The organism is Natronotalea proteinilytica (genome assembly GCF_055379935.1).
Map to the genome: position 1 here is coordinate 2,110,268 of NZ_AP043947.1, position 16,258 is coordinate 2,126,525.

Consider the following 16,258-nt stretch of genomic DNA (forward strand, 5'->3'; position numbering starts at 1 on the left):
TGACCCTTCTGCCCCGGTCATGAGATGTCCGGTTCCAAGAGCACTCTCATTATAGCTCTCCAAGCGGAGCTCGAAAAGCCTCTCGCTACTCCGTGCCCTACACTTTATTTCTCTGCTTCTCCAATCCCGTTTCATTCTATGATAAACCGTGACATCTACGAAAACGACCCGAAGCAATTCCATCTCTTGAACAACGGGGTCGCTAAAGTGCGAGACTCGCATAGCAAAGAGGAACTGCGTACGCTTCGTTTTGAGCTTCAGACCTTCATCTGCGAAGGGCAATTTGAGAAGGGGATGGTGCGTCTTCTCCGCAGCTATTTGGACAATCTCAGCCAGCCGGAGCAGCCGGCGGCTTGGGTCAGCGGCTTCTTTGGGAGTGGAAAGTCGCACCTCGTTAAGATGCTGCGGTACCTGTGGGTCGATTACGAATTCCCGGATGGCGCCACGGCCCGCGGCCTGGCCAACTTGCCGCCGAAGGTTGACAGCCTGCTCAAAGAGCTCTCTACGCACGGCCGCCGATTGAACGGACTGCACTCCGCGTCGGGCACGCTGGGGTCGAGTAAGCGGGGAAGTGTACGTCTTGCGCTTCTCAGCATTATTTATCGCTCACTGGGGCTCCCGGAGAAGTATGCCCTCGCGGAATTCGTGCTGTGGACGCGGCAGGAAGGCATCTACGAAGACCTGCGCAGATTTGTAGAATCCGAAAGCGAGAAAGACTGGTCATACGAGCTCCGTAATCTTGCAAAGTCGACGCCCATTGCTGAGGGGCTACTTCAACTCAAGCCTTCACTTGGAGACAGTGCGTCCGACGTTCACCAGTTGCTCAAGAATGACCATCCGCCGGTAAAGGATGTCTCGCTTGACGACATGACCCAGTCGATTCGGGATGCGTTGGAGCAGCAGTATGGCGGCATTCCCTGCACGCTCGTTGCACTGGACGAAATTCAGCAGTTCATCGGGAGCGATTCCGACCGCACCTACAAGGTGCAAGAAGTGACGCAAGCTTGCACATCGGAGTTCAAGGGTAAGCTGATGTTCGTTGCCACCGGGCAAACCTCTCTGAATGGGACTCCAGAGTTGGAAAAGCTGACGGGACGGTACCGCATTCAGATCGCGCTTTCCGATGCCGAGGTGGAAACCGTCACGCGGAAAACCGTCCTGAAGAAAAAGGCATCGGCTCGTGAAGAGGTCGAGACGACACTGACCCGAAACAGCGGCGAGATCTCCCGTCACCTGTCGGATACTGACTTCGCAGCCAAGCCGGAAGACAAAAAACACATCGTCAACGACTACCCGCTTTTGCCTACACGGCGCCGCTTCTGGGAGCGTGTGCTCCGTGCCGTCGACGAAGCGGGTACGCAAAGCCAACTCCGAACGCAGCTGAAGGTGGTCGACGAAGCCGTTAAGCAGACCGCCGATGAGGAGCTCGGTACCGTGGTGGGAGGCGACTTTATCTATCTGGAGCAGCGCTCGAACTTCTTACAGTCTGGCGTGCTGTCGAACGACATCGATGCTCGAATTGAGAGGCTGCGCGACGAGGAAGAGGATGAACTGGGGGCCCGCCTCAGTGCTCTGGCTTTCCTAATCGGAAAACTGCCGCGAGAGGGCACGTCGGATACGGGGCTGCGTGCTACGCCGGAGACGTTTGCAGACCTTCTCGTGGAAGACCTGGGGCAGGGAAGCGGTCCGCTTCGCACGCGCATTGAAGAACGGCTCAAGGACCTGGAGGCCCAGGGGCTGCTGATGGAAGTGGACGGGGAGTACCGCATGCAGACGCGAGAGAGCCAGGAGTGGATGAACGAGTATCGGGGCCACTATACCGAAATCACCAAACAGCGCGAGCAGATGGCCTCCGAACGCTCGCAAGCACTGCGGCAGGCCGCGCAGCAGGCGTTAAATGATGTTGCCAAGGTCAAGCACGGCAGCGCTAACGAACGACGTGCCGTCAGCGTGCACTTTTCACGGAGCGAACCGGAAGCGGCCCAAGACACAATTCCGGCCTGGGTGCGCGACGAATGGGCCACTACGCTCTCTTCGGTAGAAGACGACGCCCGGAAGGCAGGACATGACAAGGCACTCATTTACGTATTCTTGCCTAAACGAAGTGCTGATGCGCTCGATAAAGCGATCGCAGAAGAGAAAGCTGCCCAAACTACGCTCGACGTAAAAGGGCGTACCACCACACGGGCCGGCAAAGAGGCCCAACAGGCCATGCGCACGCGGTTGGAGTCGGCTCAGCAGCGCAAAGAAGCTGCGCTCAATGAAATTACAGGCGGAGCCCGCGTCTTTCTGGCAGGAGGGCAAGAGTACGTAGAAGATACGGTGGCTGGGGCCGTTGAAAAGGCCGCCTCTAATGCCCTGGAGCGCATGTATCCCAAGTTTGACACCGCCGATCACGCAGGGTGGGGCCGAGCGCTCAGACGGGCCCTCGATGGCGACAAGAGTGCGCTGGAGGCGGTCGACTTCAACGACAACCCCGAAAAGCATTCGGTGTGTGATGCTATCCTGAAAAACGTGAACTCTATCACGAAAGGGAAAACCGTCCGAGATACGTACACAACCGCTCCGTATGGCTGGCCCCAAGACGCCGTTGATACCGCGCTTGTGCTGCTTACTCTGACCAATCATGTGCGTGCGCGCCGGGCGGGTGAGGATCTCGACGCAACCGATCTGACCCAGCGTAGCATCGGGGCCACGCAGTTCCGAGCCGAAACCGTGCAAATTTCGCGATCGGAGCGGATCCAGATTCGGGGCATTCTCGACAGCTTTATAGATGTGTCACCGGGCGAAGAGCTTCCGGCTATAACTCGGTTTATAGACAGCATGGAGGGTATCGTGCGCCGCATCAGTGGCGATGCTCCGCTTCCCAAGGCCCCTAACCTTGAGTATCTAAACACGATCCAGCGCAGTTCGGGCAATGAGAAACTGGCTGCGTTCTTTAAGCACAAGGATCAGATCCAAGACGACCTGAACGCCTGGCAGTCCATGAAAAACCGGAAGCCGTCTCGTCAGGAGCAATGGCAGCAACTGAAGCGTGCGGTGCGCTTTGGTGATACCCTGGACACAACGGCCTCCGTGCAGCGCGAAATGCAGGCCATTAAAGACAGCCGCTCGCTGCTGAATCCCGATAATCCGGTGCAGGCGCCGCTGTCTACCATGACCGCTGCTCTGCGGGATGCGCTGGTTGACCTCCGGTCGCGCTATGAGGACGCGTACAACGAGCACCGTGACACGCTGGAGGCGACGGAGGTGTGGACACAACTCGACGACGATACGCAAACGCATATCCTGCAGACCCATGCGCTGGCCGAAGTGCCTGATATCGAAACGGGCAACACCGAGGCGGTGCTCCGCTCGCTTGGCCGTATGTCGCTCGACAACTGGCGGGCGCGCCTCGACGCGCTGCCCGGACGCTTCGACACGGCCCGTGCCAAAGCCGCCCAACACCTCGAACCCGACACGGTGCGCGTGCGCCTTGACTCTGAGGTGCTCAAGACCGAAGATGATGTCGAAGCCTGGATCGAGAATGCCCGCGCGCGCCTCCTTGAAGAAGTCCAGGAGCATCCCGTGCAAGTGTGATATGGCAACGGGCGCCAGAAGACCAAAACCTGACAGGTCTATACACACAAAGAAGAAACCAGAGGAGACCACTGACCTCCCTGTCAGAATCGATGCGGCCTGGGTCGTTCGAACAAGGTTGTTCGTCTTTAGTTATTGTTATAACTACCCAACCGAATTACCGGCGGTCTGTCCCGTCTTTTTGCTATGCGTGCTCCAATGTCTCCGCTCATGCGTCGCATCATTCAGGAGTATCCTGATGAGGCAAACAAGCTTGTCCGTGAGTTTCGGAAGGGTAACTTTGTCAAGATTACGACAGAGGATGGTACCGTTCGGTATATCGGTCCTTCGTCTGCAGGGAAGCCAAGCCGCGACAAGATCGTGGAAATTGACCTGTCGGCATCAACACCGCGAACACCCCGTGTCCCTGCATAGTTAATTGAGCAAATGTGAGTATCGCACTTCCTACATTTCTTCTCCTTCTTCTCCTACTGCCGGGCATTCTCCTTAGCTACGCGTACCGGCGCGGCTTCTTTTACCCCAGTCGGGTCACGCTTGGACCGTTGCGTAACGAGTTCGGTGCCGGGATTATATGGTCACTCGTGTTGCATCCGCTGTTTATCTCGGTGACCGTTTGGTTTGATGTCTGGCAGCCTGATGGTGAAGTGCTTCTTGCAGCGCTGTCGGGCTCGTTATCTGACATTGGTCAAGAAAACATTGCCCAGGTATATAGCCTGTTCGTATACGCAGGGCTCACGAGCATCGTCGCATTCCTACTCGGCGGCATCGCGCATCTTGGTGTTCGGTGGGGAAAGCTGGATATTCGGTTCGAGTGGCTCCGTTTCAACAATGAGTGGTTTTACCTCTTTTCTGGAGAAGCTCGTCTGTTTGATGCGAGAGGTTCCACTACGTTCTCCACAATATGGAAACGCTCCCGTCAAACGGTGGAAAGCGTTCGCTGCTCTGCAATCGTCACCGTTGGAGATAAAATGTATCTGTATGACGGTATCTTATCAGACTACCACTTTGATGCGAACGGCGCACTTGACAGTGTCGTGCTGCAAAGCGCCCAGCGTATTCCGCTTGATGGGCTGGACGGAGATGATGACTTCACCTCCATCCATGGCGATTTCCTTCTCATCCGGTATGAAGACATGAAAACGCTGAATGTCATGTACAATGTTGGATACACAGAAGAGGATTTTGCTGCCGATGTAGATGCCGCTGCTCAAGATGACGATCCCGCTCCTCCAGAAACCTGACAGGTCTCGGAGACCTGTCAGGTCTAATCAACCAGCTTAACGCCCCCATTCTACGCCTCCACCCCCCAACCCCCTTCTATGGCCACACTCCCCTCCGACCTTCGCAAACAGCTCGAAACCACAGTCAAAGACGCCCGCACCGTGGCAGAAACCGGCGCTAAGGCGGCCCTCACCCAGCTCGGGGTGGGCGAGGCCAAAAAGCCCGACTACCTGTCCGATAAGCAAGCTGCCCTGCGCCGCCGCCTGCGCGCCCGTGGACGTCAGCTTGGCGACATGCTCCGCGACAACAGCACGCAGACGCTCTGGCATCTCATCCAGGAAACCGCCTACGAGCACTGGCACCGGATGCTGTTTGCGCGCTACCTCATCGAGAACGACCTCCTCATCCACCCTGAGTTTGGCGTGGCGCTTACGCTGGAGGACCTGGAGGAACTGGCCGAAAGTGAGGGTGAGGACGCCCGCGACGGCTTTGCCCTCGCCGCCCGCTACGCCACCGACATGCTGCCGCAGATCTTTCGCAGCAACGACCCGGTGCTCGAAATCGACCTGGCCCCCGAGCATCGCAACCGCCTGCAGCGCATGGTGCAAGACCTGCCCGCCGCCGTCTTTACCGCCGACGACAGCCTCGGCTGGGTCTACCAGTTCTGGCAGGCCAAGCGCAAAAACGAGGTCAACGCCTCGGGCAACAAGATTGGCGCCGACGAGCTGCCCGCCGTTACGCAGCTCTTTACCGAGCCGTACATGGTTCACTTTCTGCTGGATAACACCCTCGGCGCGTGGTGGACCGCCCGCCATGCCGATGCCGATATCGCCGTCGACTTCGAGTACCTCCGCTTCGTGGAGGATGACGACACCGGAAAACAGGTCCCGGCGGCGGGTACGTTCGACGGCTGGCCGGATGCGGTGGCCGACCTCACGGTGATGGATCCCTGCATGGGCTCGGGGCACTTCCTGGTGGCGGCGCTGCCGATGCTCGCGCACATGCGGATGCACGAAGAGGGCCTGGCGCCCGAAGACGCGGTGGATGCGGTGCTGCGCGACAACCTGCACGGGCTGGAGATTGACGAGCGCTGCACGCAGATCGCAGCCTTTGCCCTGGCCATGGCGGCGTGGACGTTCGAGGGATCCTCGGGCTACCGCACCCTCCCCGAGATGAACCTGGCCTGTAGCGGACTCGCCCCGGAAGGCGCGCTCGACGACTGGGAAACCCTCGCGGGCGACAACGAACGCCTGCAGAACGGCATGCGCCGCCTCTACACGCTGTTTCAGGATGCGCCCACGCTCGGCAGCCTCATCGATCCCGGCGCGCCGGAGAGTGATCTCTACACCGCCTCGTTCGACGAACTGGAACCGCTCCTGAAGGAAGCCCTGGCAGAAGAAGCCGATGTGGATACCACCGAGCGCGAGGTGGTGGCCTACGGCATTGCGCGGGCGGCGGAGATGCTCTCCGGGCGGTATGATCTGGTAACGACGAATGTGCCATACTTGGGGCGGGGAGGACAATCACCGAAACTGAGAGACTTTTCAAAGTCTCGTTATTCCAAAGCAAAGTCTGACCTGGCAACAGTTTTTGTAAGACGTTGCCTTGCGATGACCGCTGAGGAAAGCTTTTCAGCCCTTGTTACCACGCAGTACTGGCTATTTTTAGCTAGCTACAAGAAGATGAGAAACGAACTGCTCGGTGAAGTAGCTTGGAGACTCATTGCACGCCTCGGTACAGGCGCTTTCGATACCATCAGCGGTGAGGTAGTAAACGTAGCCCTCTCGATCTTTGAAAAGAGACAACCCTTACGAGAGGATAGAACGACGGGAATTGACGTCTCAGGTGCTGAGGGCCCTCGTGATAAGAGGGATCTGCTTACTCAAGCGAATATGCAATTTCGCAAGCAGTCTGGACTTCGTGCAAATCCTGACCACAGGATCTTTTTTGAAGACATAGCCGGTGGAAACTCGCTGGGACAGTTTGCAGAGACATACGAAGGACTTCACACTGGAGATTATTCTAGATTTGGGCGAAAGCATTGGGAGTTCGATAGCATTTCAAAACCATGGGTGCTTCAGCAAGCTGGCCCTACTAATTCGGGAGGCTTCGACGGGCGTGAAAATGTTTTGCTATGGGGAGATGAACTAAACGCATTTCTTGAAAGGAGGCTGGATGGCAATCTTAGCATGTGGATAAAAGGACAAGAAGCATGGGGCAATAAAGGAGTTGCAGTCAGTGCGATGAGTAGCCTGAAGTCAACGGTGTACAGTGGATATCCATTCACACACGGCATATATGCAATTGTAGCAAAGAACAAAGCACATCTTCCAGCGATTTGGTCTTATGTTGACTCAAATAAGTTTTACAAAAACATTAGGCTTCTTGATCAAAAAGTTAGCGTCGCAAGAGCTACGTTTGATCAAATTCCCTTCGACCTTGACCACTGGCAGGAAGTCGCTGAAGAAAAATATCCCGACGGCCTCCCCGATCCGTACAGCGACGACCCCACACAATGGATCTTCCACGGGCATCCCAAGGCCAGCGAGCGTCCGCTGCAAGTCGCCGTCGCCCGCCTCTTGGGCTACCGCTGGCCCGCCGAGCGCGATGAAGATACTGAATCAAGTTCAGCACAGGGAATGGAATTGGCAGACGACGCCCGCACGTGGGTCGAGCGCTGCGAGAGCCTGAGCAACCACACCGACGACGACGGCATCGTGTGCATCCCTGCCGTCCAGGGCGAGCGCAAAGCCGTAGATCGCCTGTACGACCTGCTCGCCGCCGCCTGGGGCGAAGACTGGAGCGACGCCGTGTTGCAAGAGCTGCTGGAAGAGCACGGCTACAAAAACCGCGGGCTGGCCGCCTGGCTCTCGGGTGAAGGCACGCCGTGGGGCGGCAAATTCGCCAAGCAGCACAACAAACTGTTCGGCAACCGCCCCTTCATCTGGCACATCAGCGACGCCCACAGCGACGGGTTCAGCGCGCTGGTCAACTACCACAAACTCGACAAAGCCAACCTGGAGCGCCTCACCTACACCTACCTCGGCGACTGGATCGAGCGCCAGAAAGCCGCCGAACAGCGCGGCGACGAGGGTGCCGAGGCCAAGCGCCTGGCCGCCGAAGACCTGCAAGACAAACTCAAAGCCATCCTCGAAGGCGAGCCGCCGCACGACATCTTCGTCCGCTGGAAAGACGCCCACGAACAGCCCATCGGCTGGAATCCAGACCTCAACGACGGCGTGCTGCTGAACATCAAGCCGTTCGTCGATGGCGACGGCCGCGACGGCATCCTTCGCGACGAGCCGACCGTCCGCTACACCAAAGACCGCGGCAAAAACCCCGAGGGCGCCCCCTGGGGCCCGCTGCGCTACAACCGCTACGAAGACGTCCCCAACGAATACAAGCTACGCGACGACAACGGCGCCGTGATCGAGCACCTGACGAATGATGTGAAGCGGCGGGTGCGGGCGGAAGCAGAAGGCGCCGAATAAAAAGGCGGCTGCGGCGCATGCCCACATCTTTCCTCTCCGTCTCTACATTTTTGCACTTGTTATGGACGACGTATCTTCCCGGTACCCGGTTCAGGCCGTTGCTGACGCATGCCGAACCGGGACAGACAAAATTATGCTCGCGCTGCTGGCAACGGATAATCACAGCACCGCCCTGGAGGGCGCAGGGAAAGACGGCTACATCACGTCCGAACAAGCCTGTCGGGAAGTGGTCGCGCACGTGCTCAACGACGAGGACGTTGCAGACGCCATGCGCGCCCTAAAAGACCTAAGAGAACAGAAGGAAGAGCCCTCCTCTGTTTCTGCACCGGTCGCAAAACAGACCGCCCCCGACGCCCCCGAGCGCAACACAAACGAAAGCAGCCAGACGAGCAATGCGCCGCGCACCACCTCCTCTTTGGAAGAGGCAGAGCCGTCTGAGGGTGCAGAGCAGGGTGCAGGACTATCTGTAGCGCACGTGGCTTCCCACCTTGCGCTTGTCGGGCGGGGGCGCTCCCAAGACGATGCAATCGCCCGGAACGGAGGTTACGCCTTCCTTAGTGCTCCCCATCTGAAGGAAGACACGCACGTATGGCTCTCGAACCTCGATTCGACCCTGAAATCGTTTCTAAGAGTCGACGGCCGCGAGGCTAACCATCTGCCCCCTGCCGTCCCGATGATGCAGTTTGTCCCCAGAGAAACAGACAAGGGACTGAGCACGAGAGAGACAAAACTGGTCGACCCCAAATGGTCGCGAGCACTGGTTAAGGTGTCTGATGATGGGTCCGTGATCGTTCCGGGGACGGAGCAGCCCAGAGTGATGTGGGCAGATGACGACCTGGATGCCGGGCTGTACACCGCAACCATATGGGAAGCCATCCCGACCGATGTAGAGCAGAAATCCGCATGGAAAGACAGGCTCATCGTGCGGCCCACCGGTCCTTTTCGATGGGACGGCGAAGCGATTGACAACGCCGACGCCGTTCAATCTGACGAAACATTCTTCCGTCCCCTCGTCGACGGTATTGTCGCACACATTACGAAACGCCAAGCGAACGATGCGCTTGACCCCGACCTCATCCAGCATCTATTCGCTCGTATAGAGAACCAGGGCACAGCTTTTAGATCCGCGATTCAGCGAGCTGTTGTCGAAGCCCTTACCGAAGCAGACCAGGCGCCTACTCCGGCGGTGGTTGGTTCGCTGCTTGAGTCTGGCTCGGTTCCAGATGACATGGGGGCCGAGCTGCTCCATCGGAGCATACGGGGCGTGCTACACAACATTCGAGGACCGGCTCTGGACCTGGAGACAGACGGTGAGGAGGTATGGGAAGTTGGCCTTGCAGAACCTAAAGAGGCAAAGACGTACGCCGATGCGGACGTATCCGAGGGCCTGACAATGGTGCGCGAGGCCGAGGTCGACATGTGGATTGGCCACAACCTGCAAGACTGGGACCTGAAAGCTCTCCAGTCGCAGAATATTGTGGTCGATGAGGAGCTTGTTTGGGATACCCTGCGATACGAAGCATTCCTCTCGCCGCGACGCCCGTCGCTGGCACTCGACACCTCCCATCAGGCCGGTGAGGACGCAGACGTAGCGTATCGGCTATACCGCACTCAGGTGATCCGCATACTGCTCCAGCGGCACCGTGGCGTGCCCGTTGCCAATGCATCGCTCTTGGGGCCCCTGCAGAAGCTGCCCGAAGTGGTACGCGAGGTAGAGGACCTTCTCCAGCGCACGGAGGCGTACCATGAAACCCTTCGCGCGCGTTGCGAAGAGCAGAAGGAAGCCCTCCTGGTCGATGCATCGCCGCCCTCCGTCATTCAGCGCGTGCAACAGGCCCTGGAGGAAGTGCCCTCCTCAGAGAGCGTACTCATCCTGTACCCGCGTCCGTTACAAGCTGCGGTAGAACAGCTACGTGGTGTACAGTTTCTTGGAGACGAAGACAGTCCCCACCAGAAGCATATCCGTGCGCCCGGTGCTGAGGGGCGGCCCGCAGACGGATTCACGGCATCTCTGGCCACACTGTATCGGAAGACATCGGCGGATAGTGGGCTACCGCCTACGCTCGGAGCCCTGTCGCCCTGGGCCCGGGCGCACTTTCAGGAGCACCCCGAATGGATTGGCCCAGCGCACGGTGAATCGGACGCAGACGTGCCCTCACAGAAGCAGGCGGCGACGCGTTGGGCGGTTCCGGTCGATGTATATCGGCGCGTGGAGATCACGCCCCCGGATCACGGAATCGTTCTGGTTCCCGAGCTGTGCCGGGCCTGCAGCCACTCGGTAGTCGCGACCTTCGAGCAAGACGTGCTGGATGACTTCGTGTCCCGAAATCACCTGTGGGCCCAGTTTGACGGAGCCGGGTCATACTGCCAGCTATCAGACGACCAGGTGCAGCAGTTGGGTTCGGTAGCATCTTCGATCCCCGAACCCGCAACCGCATGGTTGCAACGCACGTCTCAAGGCACATACGCCATTCACGCCGTGGAGCCGCATCTCCTCCCCTCCATACGCAACGCGCTCCCCGACACCGGCTCCTGGATAGAAATCACGTTGGAGGACGAGCCCATGGCAGAGGTCAGCTGTGTCAGGGTAGACGACGATAGGGAAGGAGGCGGCCCGTTTCAGCAGCGCCTCAATCCGCAAACGCGGCAACGGAGTCGATACTGGACCGTGCAGGCCCTTTTGCTTGACACAATCAACCGGGGAGATGGAAACCGCCCCACGGTTCTTCTTACGCAGGGCGAGACGACCGACACGATAGCATCGTTTCTTAGGCGCCTACAGTGGTACATTCCGGAGGGAGGCAGCCTGCGGCGCCGGCTTGAACTGGTTCAGGACTCGACCAAGTCGCGTCGCCTTGTCGTGGTCTCGCTATCTGAATGGGCGAGCGTCATGGTGCAAGACATCGACATGAACGTGCAGCTCGTAGTTGAGTCGCTCCCCATCAAGGAGCAACAGGCATTGCGTCGAGACGCCGTGCGCCCAGCATCGCTTGACCGTCTCCCGGCGGAAGAAAGCGGCGACCTCTCCTCGGCCAACGAAACCGAGGAGCACGCAGACGAAGAGGAGGCATCTGAGGACGACGGAACGGCCCGCCCGTTTGCCCTGCAGCGGGGCCTTCAGCTTATCAGTCCGTATCTGCAGTGGCTCGCGCACACGGCGGCATCGGCCTCCGACCAGGGACGTCTCTGGGTGTTAGACCCCCGTGTGGAGCCCATTCGCCTCCCCGGCGGTTTGCAGTTGCAGTCTCATCGCATATCAGCGTACAAAAAAGAAAAGTACAACGAACACCTTCAGGCAGCGAATTCCTACTTCGCGTCTCCGGTTCAGGGGGATCTTACGGTACCGGATGATTGGAAACAGACACTTGCTCATGTCTTCCTCCCCAAACAGGAAGACGGCACGCCCAACGAGTTCTACGAATCACAGACCCCCTATCTAAAACCGATTGTGGAGCGCAACAGCGACGTACTGGTCGAATTGCCAACGGGCAGCGGCAAATCCGTTCTGTTTCAAGCCCCGGCGCTCTATCACGGGCTTCGTCGCGGCGTTCTGACGATCGTTGTGACACCGCTGAAGGCGCTCATGGTAGACCAAGCGCATTCTCTGTACGAACGAGGATTTCTGAGCAGCGTCGAGTATGTAAACGGCGACCTGCCGTACATCGAGATCCGCGACATCTACCGCCGCCTGGCAAGCGGGGAAATTGCGATGCTTTACGTAGCCCCAGAGCGCTTCCGATCGCGGGCGTTCATGCGCGCAATCCGTAGCCGGTTAGAGGCCGACGGCACACTCGGGTATTTCGTGTTCGATGAAGCACACACCGTCTCTCTCTGGGGACTTGACTTCCGGCCTGATTTTCTTCGGGCGGCTAATCTTGTAAACAGGTGGCGTAAGAATCCGGATGTCAGTCCCTTCCCATGTTTGATGCTATCCGCGACTATAACAGAGCAAATCTATGAGCACCTCGACCATGTCTTCGTCGATTACCAGGCCGAATCCACTGGCGGAAGCGGATCCGATTCGCAGCTGGATGCGGATCGTGCCTCGCGCGATTCCTGAATCCAAGCGTCCAGAAGACATCGTCACAGAGCTTCGGGCAAGGTCGTTTGACCCATCGAAGAGCCGGGCCATCGTGTTCGCGATGCGACGGAAGGATACAGAAAAGTTGGCGCGCAAGTTAAACAGCCTGGCGGAGCCAGACGACGAATGGAGCGGGCGCATCCGTTCATTTCATGCAGGCATGACAACGGAAGAGCGGTCGGCTGCTTACCAAAGCTATCGCAGTGGCGAGGCGGCTATTCTGTGTGCTACTAAGGCCTTCGGCATGGGGATGGACCTGCCCAACATCCATCATGTTTTCCACTTCCAGCCGCCTTTCTCTCTGGAGGACTACATTCAGGAAATCGGCCGAGCAGGACGGAGCTCCAAAGTACGCAAGGAAGCAGGCTTTAACAGCAATCGGCCCATTCGGTGTGTTCTGTACGCAGAAGCGGCAGACTTTAGCAGCCTCAGTGGACGGCTGAAAGATTCGCGTTTGTCCTGGGGACAAATCTCGCAAATCCAGTCTGTTTTACACGACTACGCGAAGCGACTCGGGTATTTCAAAGCAGATCCCGACGCGGCGATTCCTGTGCCCACCAATCTGCTCGCCCGCCAGGACGCCTTTCAAGATGAGTATGCCCCCTCCACATTGCAGCGAACGGGATTCCACTGGCTTGAGCGCCTTGGCCGCATCCGGCAAGAATACTACGTACCGGCTCATCTGGAGCTGGAAAACAAAGACCCGGACGCAGACCGAGCAGCGACAGATGCCCTCCAAAAGCTCTGTGTGTATGTAGAAGACCTTCGCCAGAATACCGACCCAGACAGAGAGCGGATTCTCGCCAATACCGGTGTTCTGTTTAAGATCTTAGAGGTGAGCAGCAGTGCAGCGCTATTCGAGCACCTCCGCCAAGCGCAGGAGAGCGGCCACATCCGTGTGTATCGTACGCTCTCAGTCCGTTGCACGAAAAAGCGGGCCGACATTATCAAAGGAGCCTCCGTTAAAAACAGCCAATTACCCCCGCACATTGAAATCGCCTTCGATCTTGCCGACTCCATTGTGCGGGCTCTTTCGTACGACCAATTCCTGCAGATCGCCAGTCAGTGGTTCCGCGACGAGGTGCAAAATCGTGCAGGCGACACCCTGAATCCGTCCTCATGGACATGGCTCGAAGGGGATGACAAGCGAAAAGAGCTGTACGATGAGGTCGTGAAAGACCTTCAGCAGGGAAGTCGAGCTCGGGCAGTACTTTTTCTGGTGCGAGAGGCCCCAAACGTTCAGTTCCAAAACACGCTCGAAGGAGAAGAGGAAGTCTTTGAGTTCCGGTTAGATTCAAAGCGCGGTGGAGATACTCGGCAGCGCCAGTTTCTTCGGGAGCGAAAAAAGCTCGCGCGTCGTGTTCTCACTCTCATCTATGAGAAGCAGACCAGCGCTGCGCCGATAGATCTCATTCCTACACTCCAAGAACTGGGGGTGCAAGGACAAAGCGATATTAAGGCATTCGAGCAGGTACTTCTGTTTTTAGTTCGGATGGGATTCATCCGGGTCGATGGCGGCCTTTTACCCATGGCCCTCGAAACCTACTTGATATCGAAAGAGCCGCTTGACATATCCGACCAAGAGAGCGATGACTTCAAGATCTATGAGGACTTTCAGCAGTCTGGACGTCTGAAGGAGCTTCGTCTGGTTGCGCTTCGGGTGCTTGCCACCCTGGAGGACGCAGACGTACAGAACCGATTCATCAAGCAGTACCTGGAGAGCCGCAGTGCAGGCGAGGTGTTTTCGCTGCTCGATAAGACACTGACCGAAACCGAGGCCGCCCCAGAGCTTCTGAGTGCCCTCCGGGAAGAAGCGCTTAAGGAAGAAGTAGAACGCCTTTCTCTCGAACAGCAGGCCGTATACGAGGCCCCGCTGAACGAATCCACACTTGTGTCTGCTGGGCCCGGAAGCGGGAAGACCCACACGTTGCTTCTTCGCTTGGCCCGCCTCATTCATGAAGAAAATGTGTCGCCTTCCCAGATCCTGGTGTTGGCCTACAACCGAGCTGTTGTGACAGAAGTCAGGTCTCGACTTCGTGAACTCATGAAGACGCTGGGCTACCGCGACCTCTCTCGCCGGCTTCGCGTCTTTACCTTTCACGGGCTGATCCGCTATGTGCTGACCGATGAGGTTAATACCGACGACCTGAACGAGGAAAACGGAGACCCGTGGGTTGAAAAGTTCAACACGTTTACCGATGAAAAGCCTGGGCGGATCGGAATGCACCTGTCGCCGGGTACCATCCGGTACATCTTTGTTGATGAGTACCAAGACATTACGGAGGGACGGTACCGAATGCTCAAGTGGATTGCCGGAGACTCCAGTCACGTCACTGTGATTGGAGATCCAGACCAGAGCATCTACGGGTATCAGCGGGCCAACAATGGCCAACCGCGGTCTGCCATGCCGTTCTTTGAACGGTTTCGCGCGGACTTCGATGCTACAGAGTATCAGATGAACGGCAACTTTCGTTCGCTCCCCGATATTGTGGAGGAGGCAGACCAGTTCATTCGCTTAAATGAAGACCGACCGAATCAGGACGCACTCGACCCACAGCGCAACGTCCCCGCCGACTGGAACTTCTCGGGCGCGTACGTTGAGGTTCACGACCACAAAAAGCTTGAATGGTTAGACCGGCTTCCAGATCTTTTACACCAGAAAGGCCCCGATGGAAAGCGTCCGCGAGATGTTGCTGTCCTTTTTCGAAGCAACGCAGAGGTATACCGTGGCTACAGAGCCATTCAAAACCAACTCGGAGTGCAACTCCGGAGCGATGGCATTCCACTCGTCATTCAGGGCACGAAGCGTAACTGGATGCGCGTTCGGGAAGTCGCCCACTGCATAGAGCAAATACAAAAACATCAGGAAGACAGCACCGAACCGAGGTTATTCTCTGTCGACGATTCGGTATGGGAGACCCTGATTGAACCTGATGGGCAGTCCCTCCCGGCATCGTGGGACGACTACACCATTCATCTCGTCCGATGCGTGATTGAGCAGTTTGAGGAAGAGCAAACCGACAATTTCCGACTAGACAGCTTAATTGAACACCTTCATCACACATTCCACGGCGACAAAGGAGAGATCTACAAGCTGCTTCAGATCCATCAAGAACGAAGTCGGCAGGAAGGAGAGCGTACGCCAAACTTAGTCTTGTCGAACCTGCACAAAGTAAAGGGACTTGAGTACGACGTGGTTGTTATGCCCGCATCGTTTCAGCCCCTGCCTTTCGAACCCAATATCAGGGCAAATGCCTCCACAGAGGATATTGCAGGTATGATAGAGGAGGAGAGGCGAGCTTACTATGTCGGCATGACACGAGCCCGGAATCGGTTAATCAGATACGAATGGAGGCGAGAGAAATGCCTTCAGAAAGGGTCGAAATTCGACCGCAGGGGCAAGGCTCGCGAACAACTTGGGGTGCCGTTAGATGCCGATGCTTTTGCCGGGCACGTTGCGATCTCCCGGTGCGCAAATAAGAGGTTTCTGCAGACGACTGGAGGATTCGAAACGTGTCAAGAATACCTCCGATACATGAGCACAGACGTACAATCGGGAGACCCTCTGACGCTACAGCAGTCCGGTAGGAAATGGTATGTTCAGCACGGCGAGGTTATTATTGCACAGCTCTCCAGACATATTTCGGCACGGCTGAATGGAGCTTCAAGCCAATACGGTGACCTGAATGCACATGGCGCAGTGGTAAGCGATGTCGTACGGTACACGTACGAAGATGCGAAGGAGTATGATAAAAGAAATAACACCAACTACTCTCAGTACTGGTCAGATCCATTCATTGAAAACGGGTATACCTACATTGTCAATTTTGCAGGCTTTGCTCAAGTTAACTGAGGGGTTGCCCCGAACCGGTTCAACGCATCAGAT

Annotated in this window: 5 protein-coding genes; all 5 read left to right on the forward strand. The window is 57.3% G+C overall.

Going from position 1 to position 16,258, the window contains the following annotated elements:
- Positions 1–138: 138 nt before the first annotated feature.
- The 5 genes from brxC to ACZ5AL_RS08405 all read left to right on the forward strand — a co-directional run bounded on the left by brxC (position 139) and on the right by ACZ5AL_RS08405 (position 16,225).
- Positions 139–3,579: a BREX system P-loop protein BrxC gene (gene brxC, locus ACZ5AL_RS08385; protein WP_464509919.1), complete on the forward strand. Its 3,441-nt coding sequence runs from the start codon at positions 139–141 to the stop codon at positions 3,577–3,579.
- Positions 3,580–4,007: 428 nt separating this feature from the next.
- Complete coding sequence (locus tag ACZ5AL_RS08390) at positions 4,008–4,820, forward strand: hypothetical protein (protein WP_464509920.1); 813 nt, start codon at positions 4,008–4,010, stop codon at positions 4,818–4,820.
- Between the two features lie 78 nt (positions 4,821–4,898).
- A complete protein-coding gene (locus ACZ5AL_RS08395) occupies positions 4,899–8,291 on the forward strand; it encodes an Eco57I restriction-modification methylase domain-containing protein (protein WP_464509921.1) in 3,393 nt (1,130 codons plus the stop codon).
- A gap of 61 nt (positions 8,292–8,352) precedes the next feature.
- The gene (locus tag ACZ5AL_RS08400; protein ID WP_464509922.1) at positions 8,353–12,351 is read left to right on the forward strand and encodes a DEAD/DEAH box helicase; all 3,999 of its coding nucleotides are present in this window, start codon (positions 8,353–8,355) and stop codon (positions 12,349–12,351) included.
- Positions 12,263–16,225, forward strand: coding sequence for a UvrD-helicase domain-containing protein (locus ACZ5AL_RS08405; RefSeq protein WP_464509923.1), 3,963 nt, complete (start codon positions 12,263–12,265; stop codon positions 16,223–16,225). Before ACZ5AL_RS08400 ends, ACZ5AL_RS08405 begins: the two co-directional genes overlap by 89 nt.
- Positions 16,226–16,258: the final 33 nt, after the last annotated feature.

Excerpts from the sequence above, each read along its gene's own strand:
- ACZ5AL_RS08405 (WP_464509923.1), top strand. The coding sequence starts at position 12,263 with ATGTCTTCGTCGATTACCAGGCCGAATCCACTGGCGGAAGCGGATCCG.
- ACZ5AL_RS08400 (WP_464509922.1), top strand. The coding sequence starts at position 8,353 with ATGGACGACGTATCTTCCCGGTACCCGGTTCAGGCCGTTGCTGACGCA.
- brxC (WP_464509919.1), top strand. The coding sequence starts at position 139 with ATGATAAACCGTGACATCTACGAAAACGACCCGAAGCAATTCCATCTC.
- ACZ5AL_RS08395 (WP_464509921.1), top strand. The coding sequence starts at position 4,899 with ATGGCCACACTCCCCTCCGACCTTCGCAAACAGCTCGAAACCACAGTC.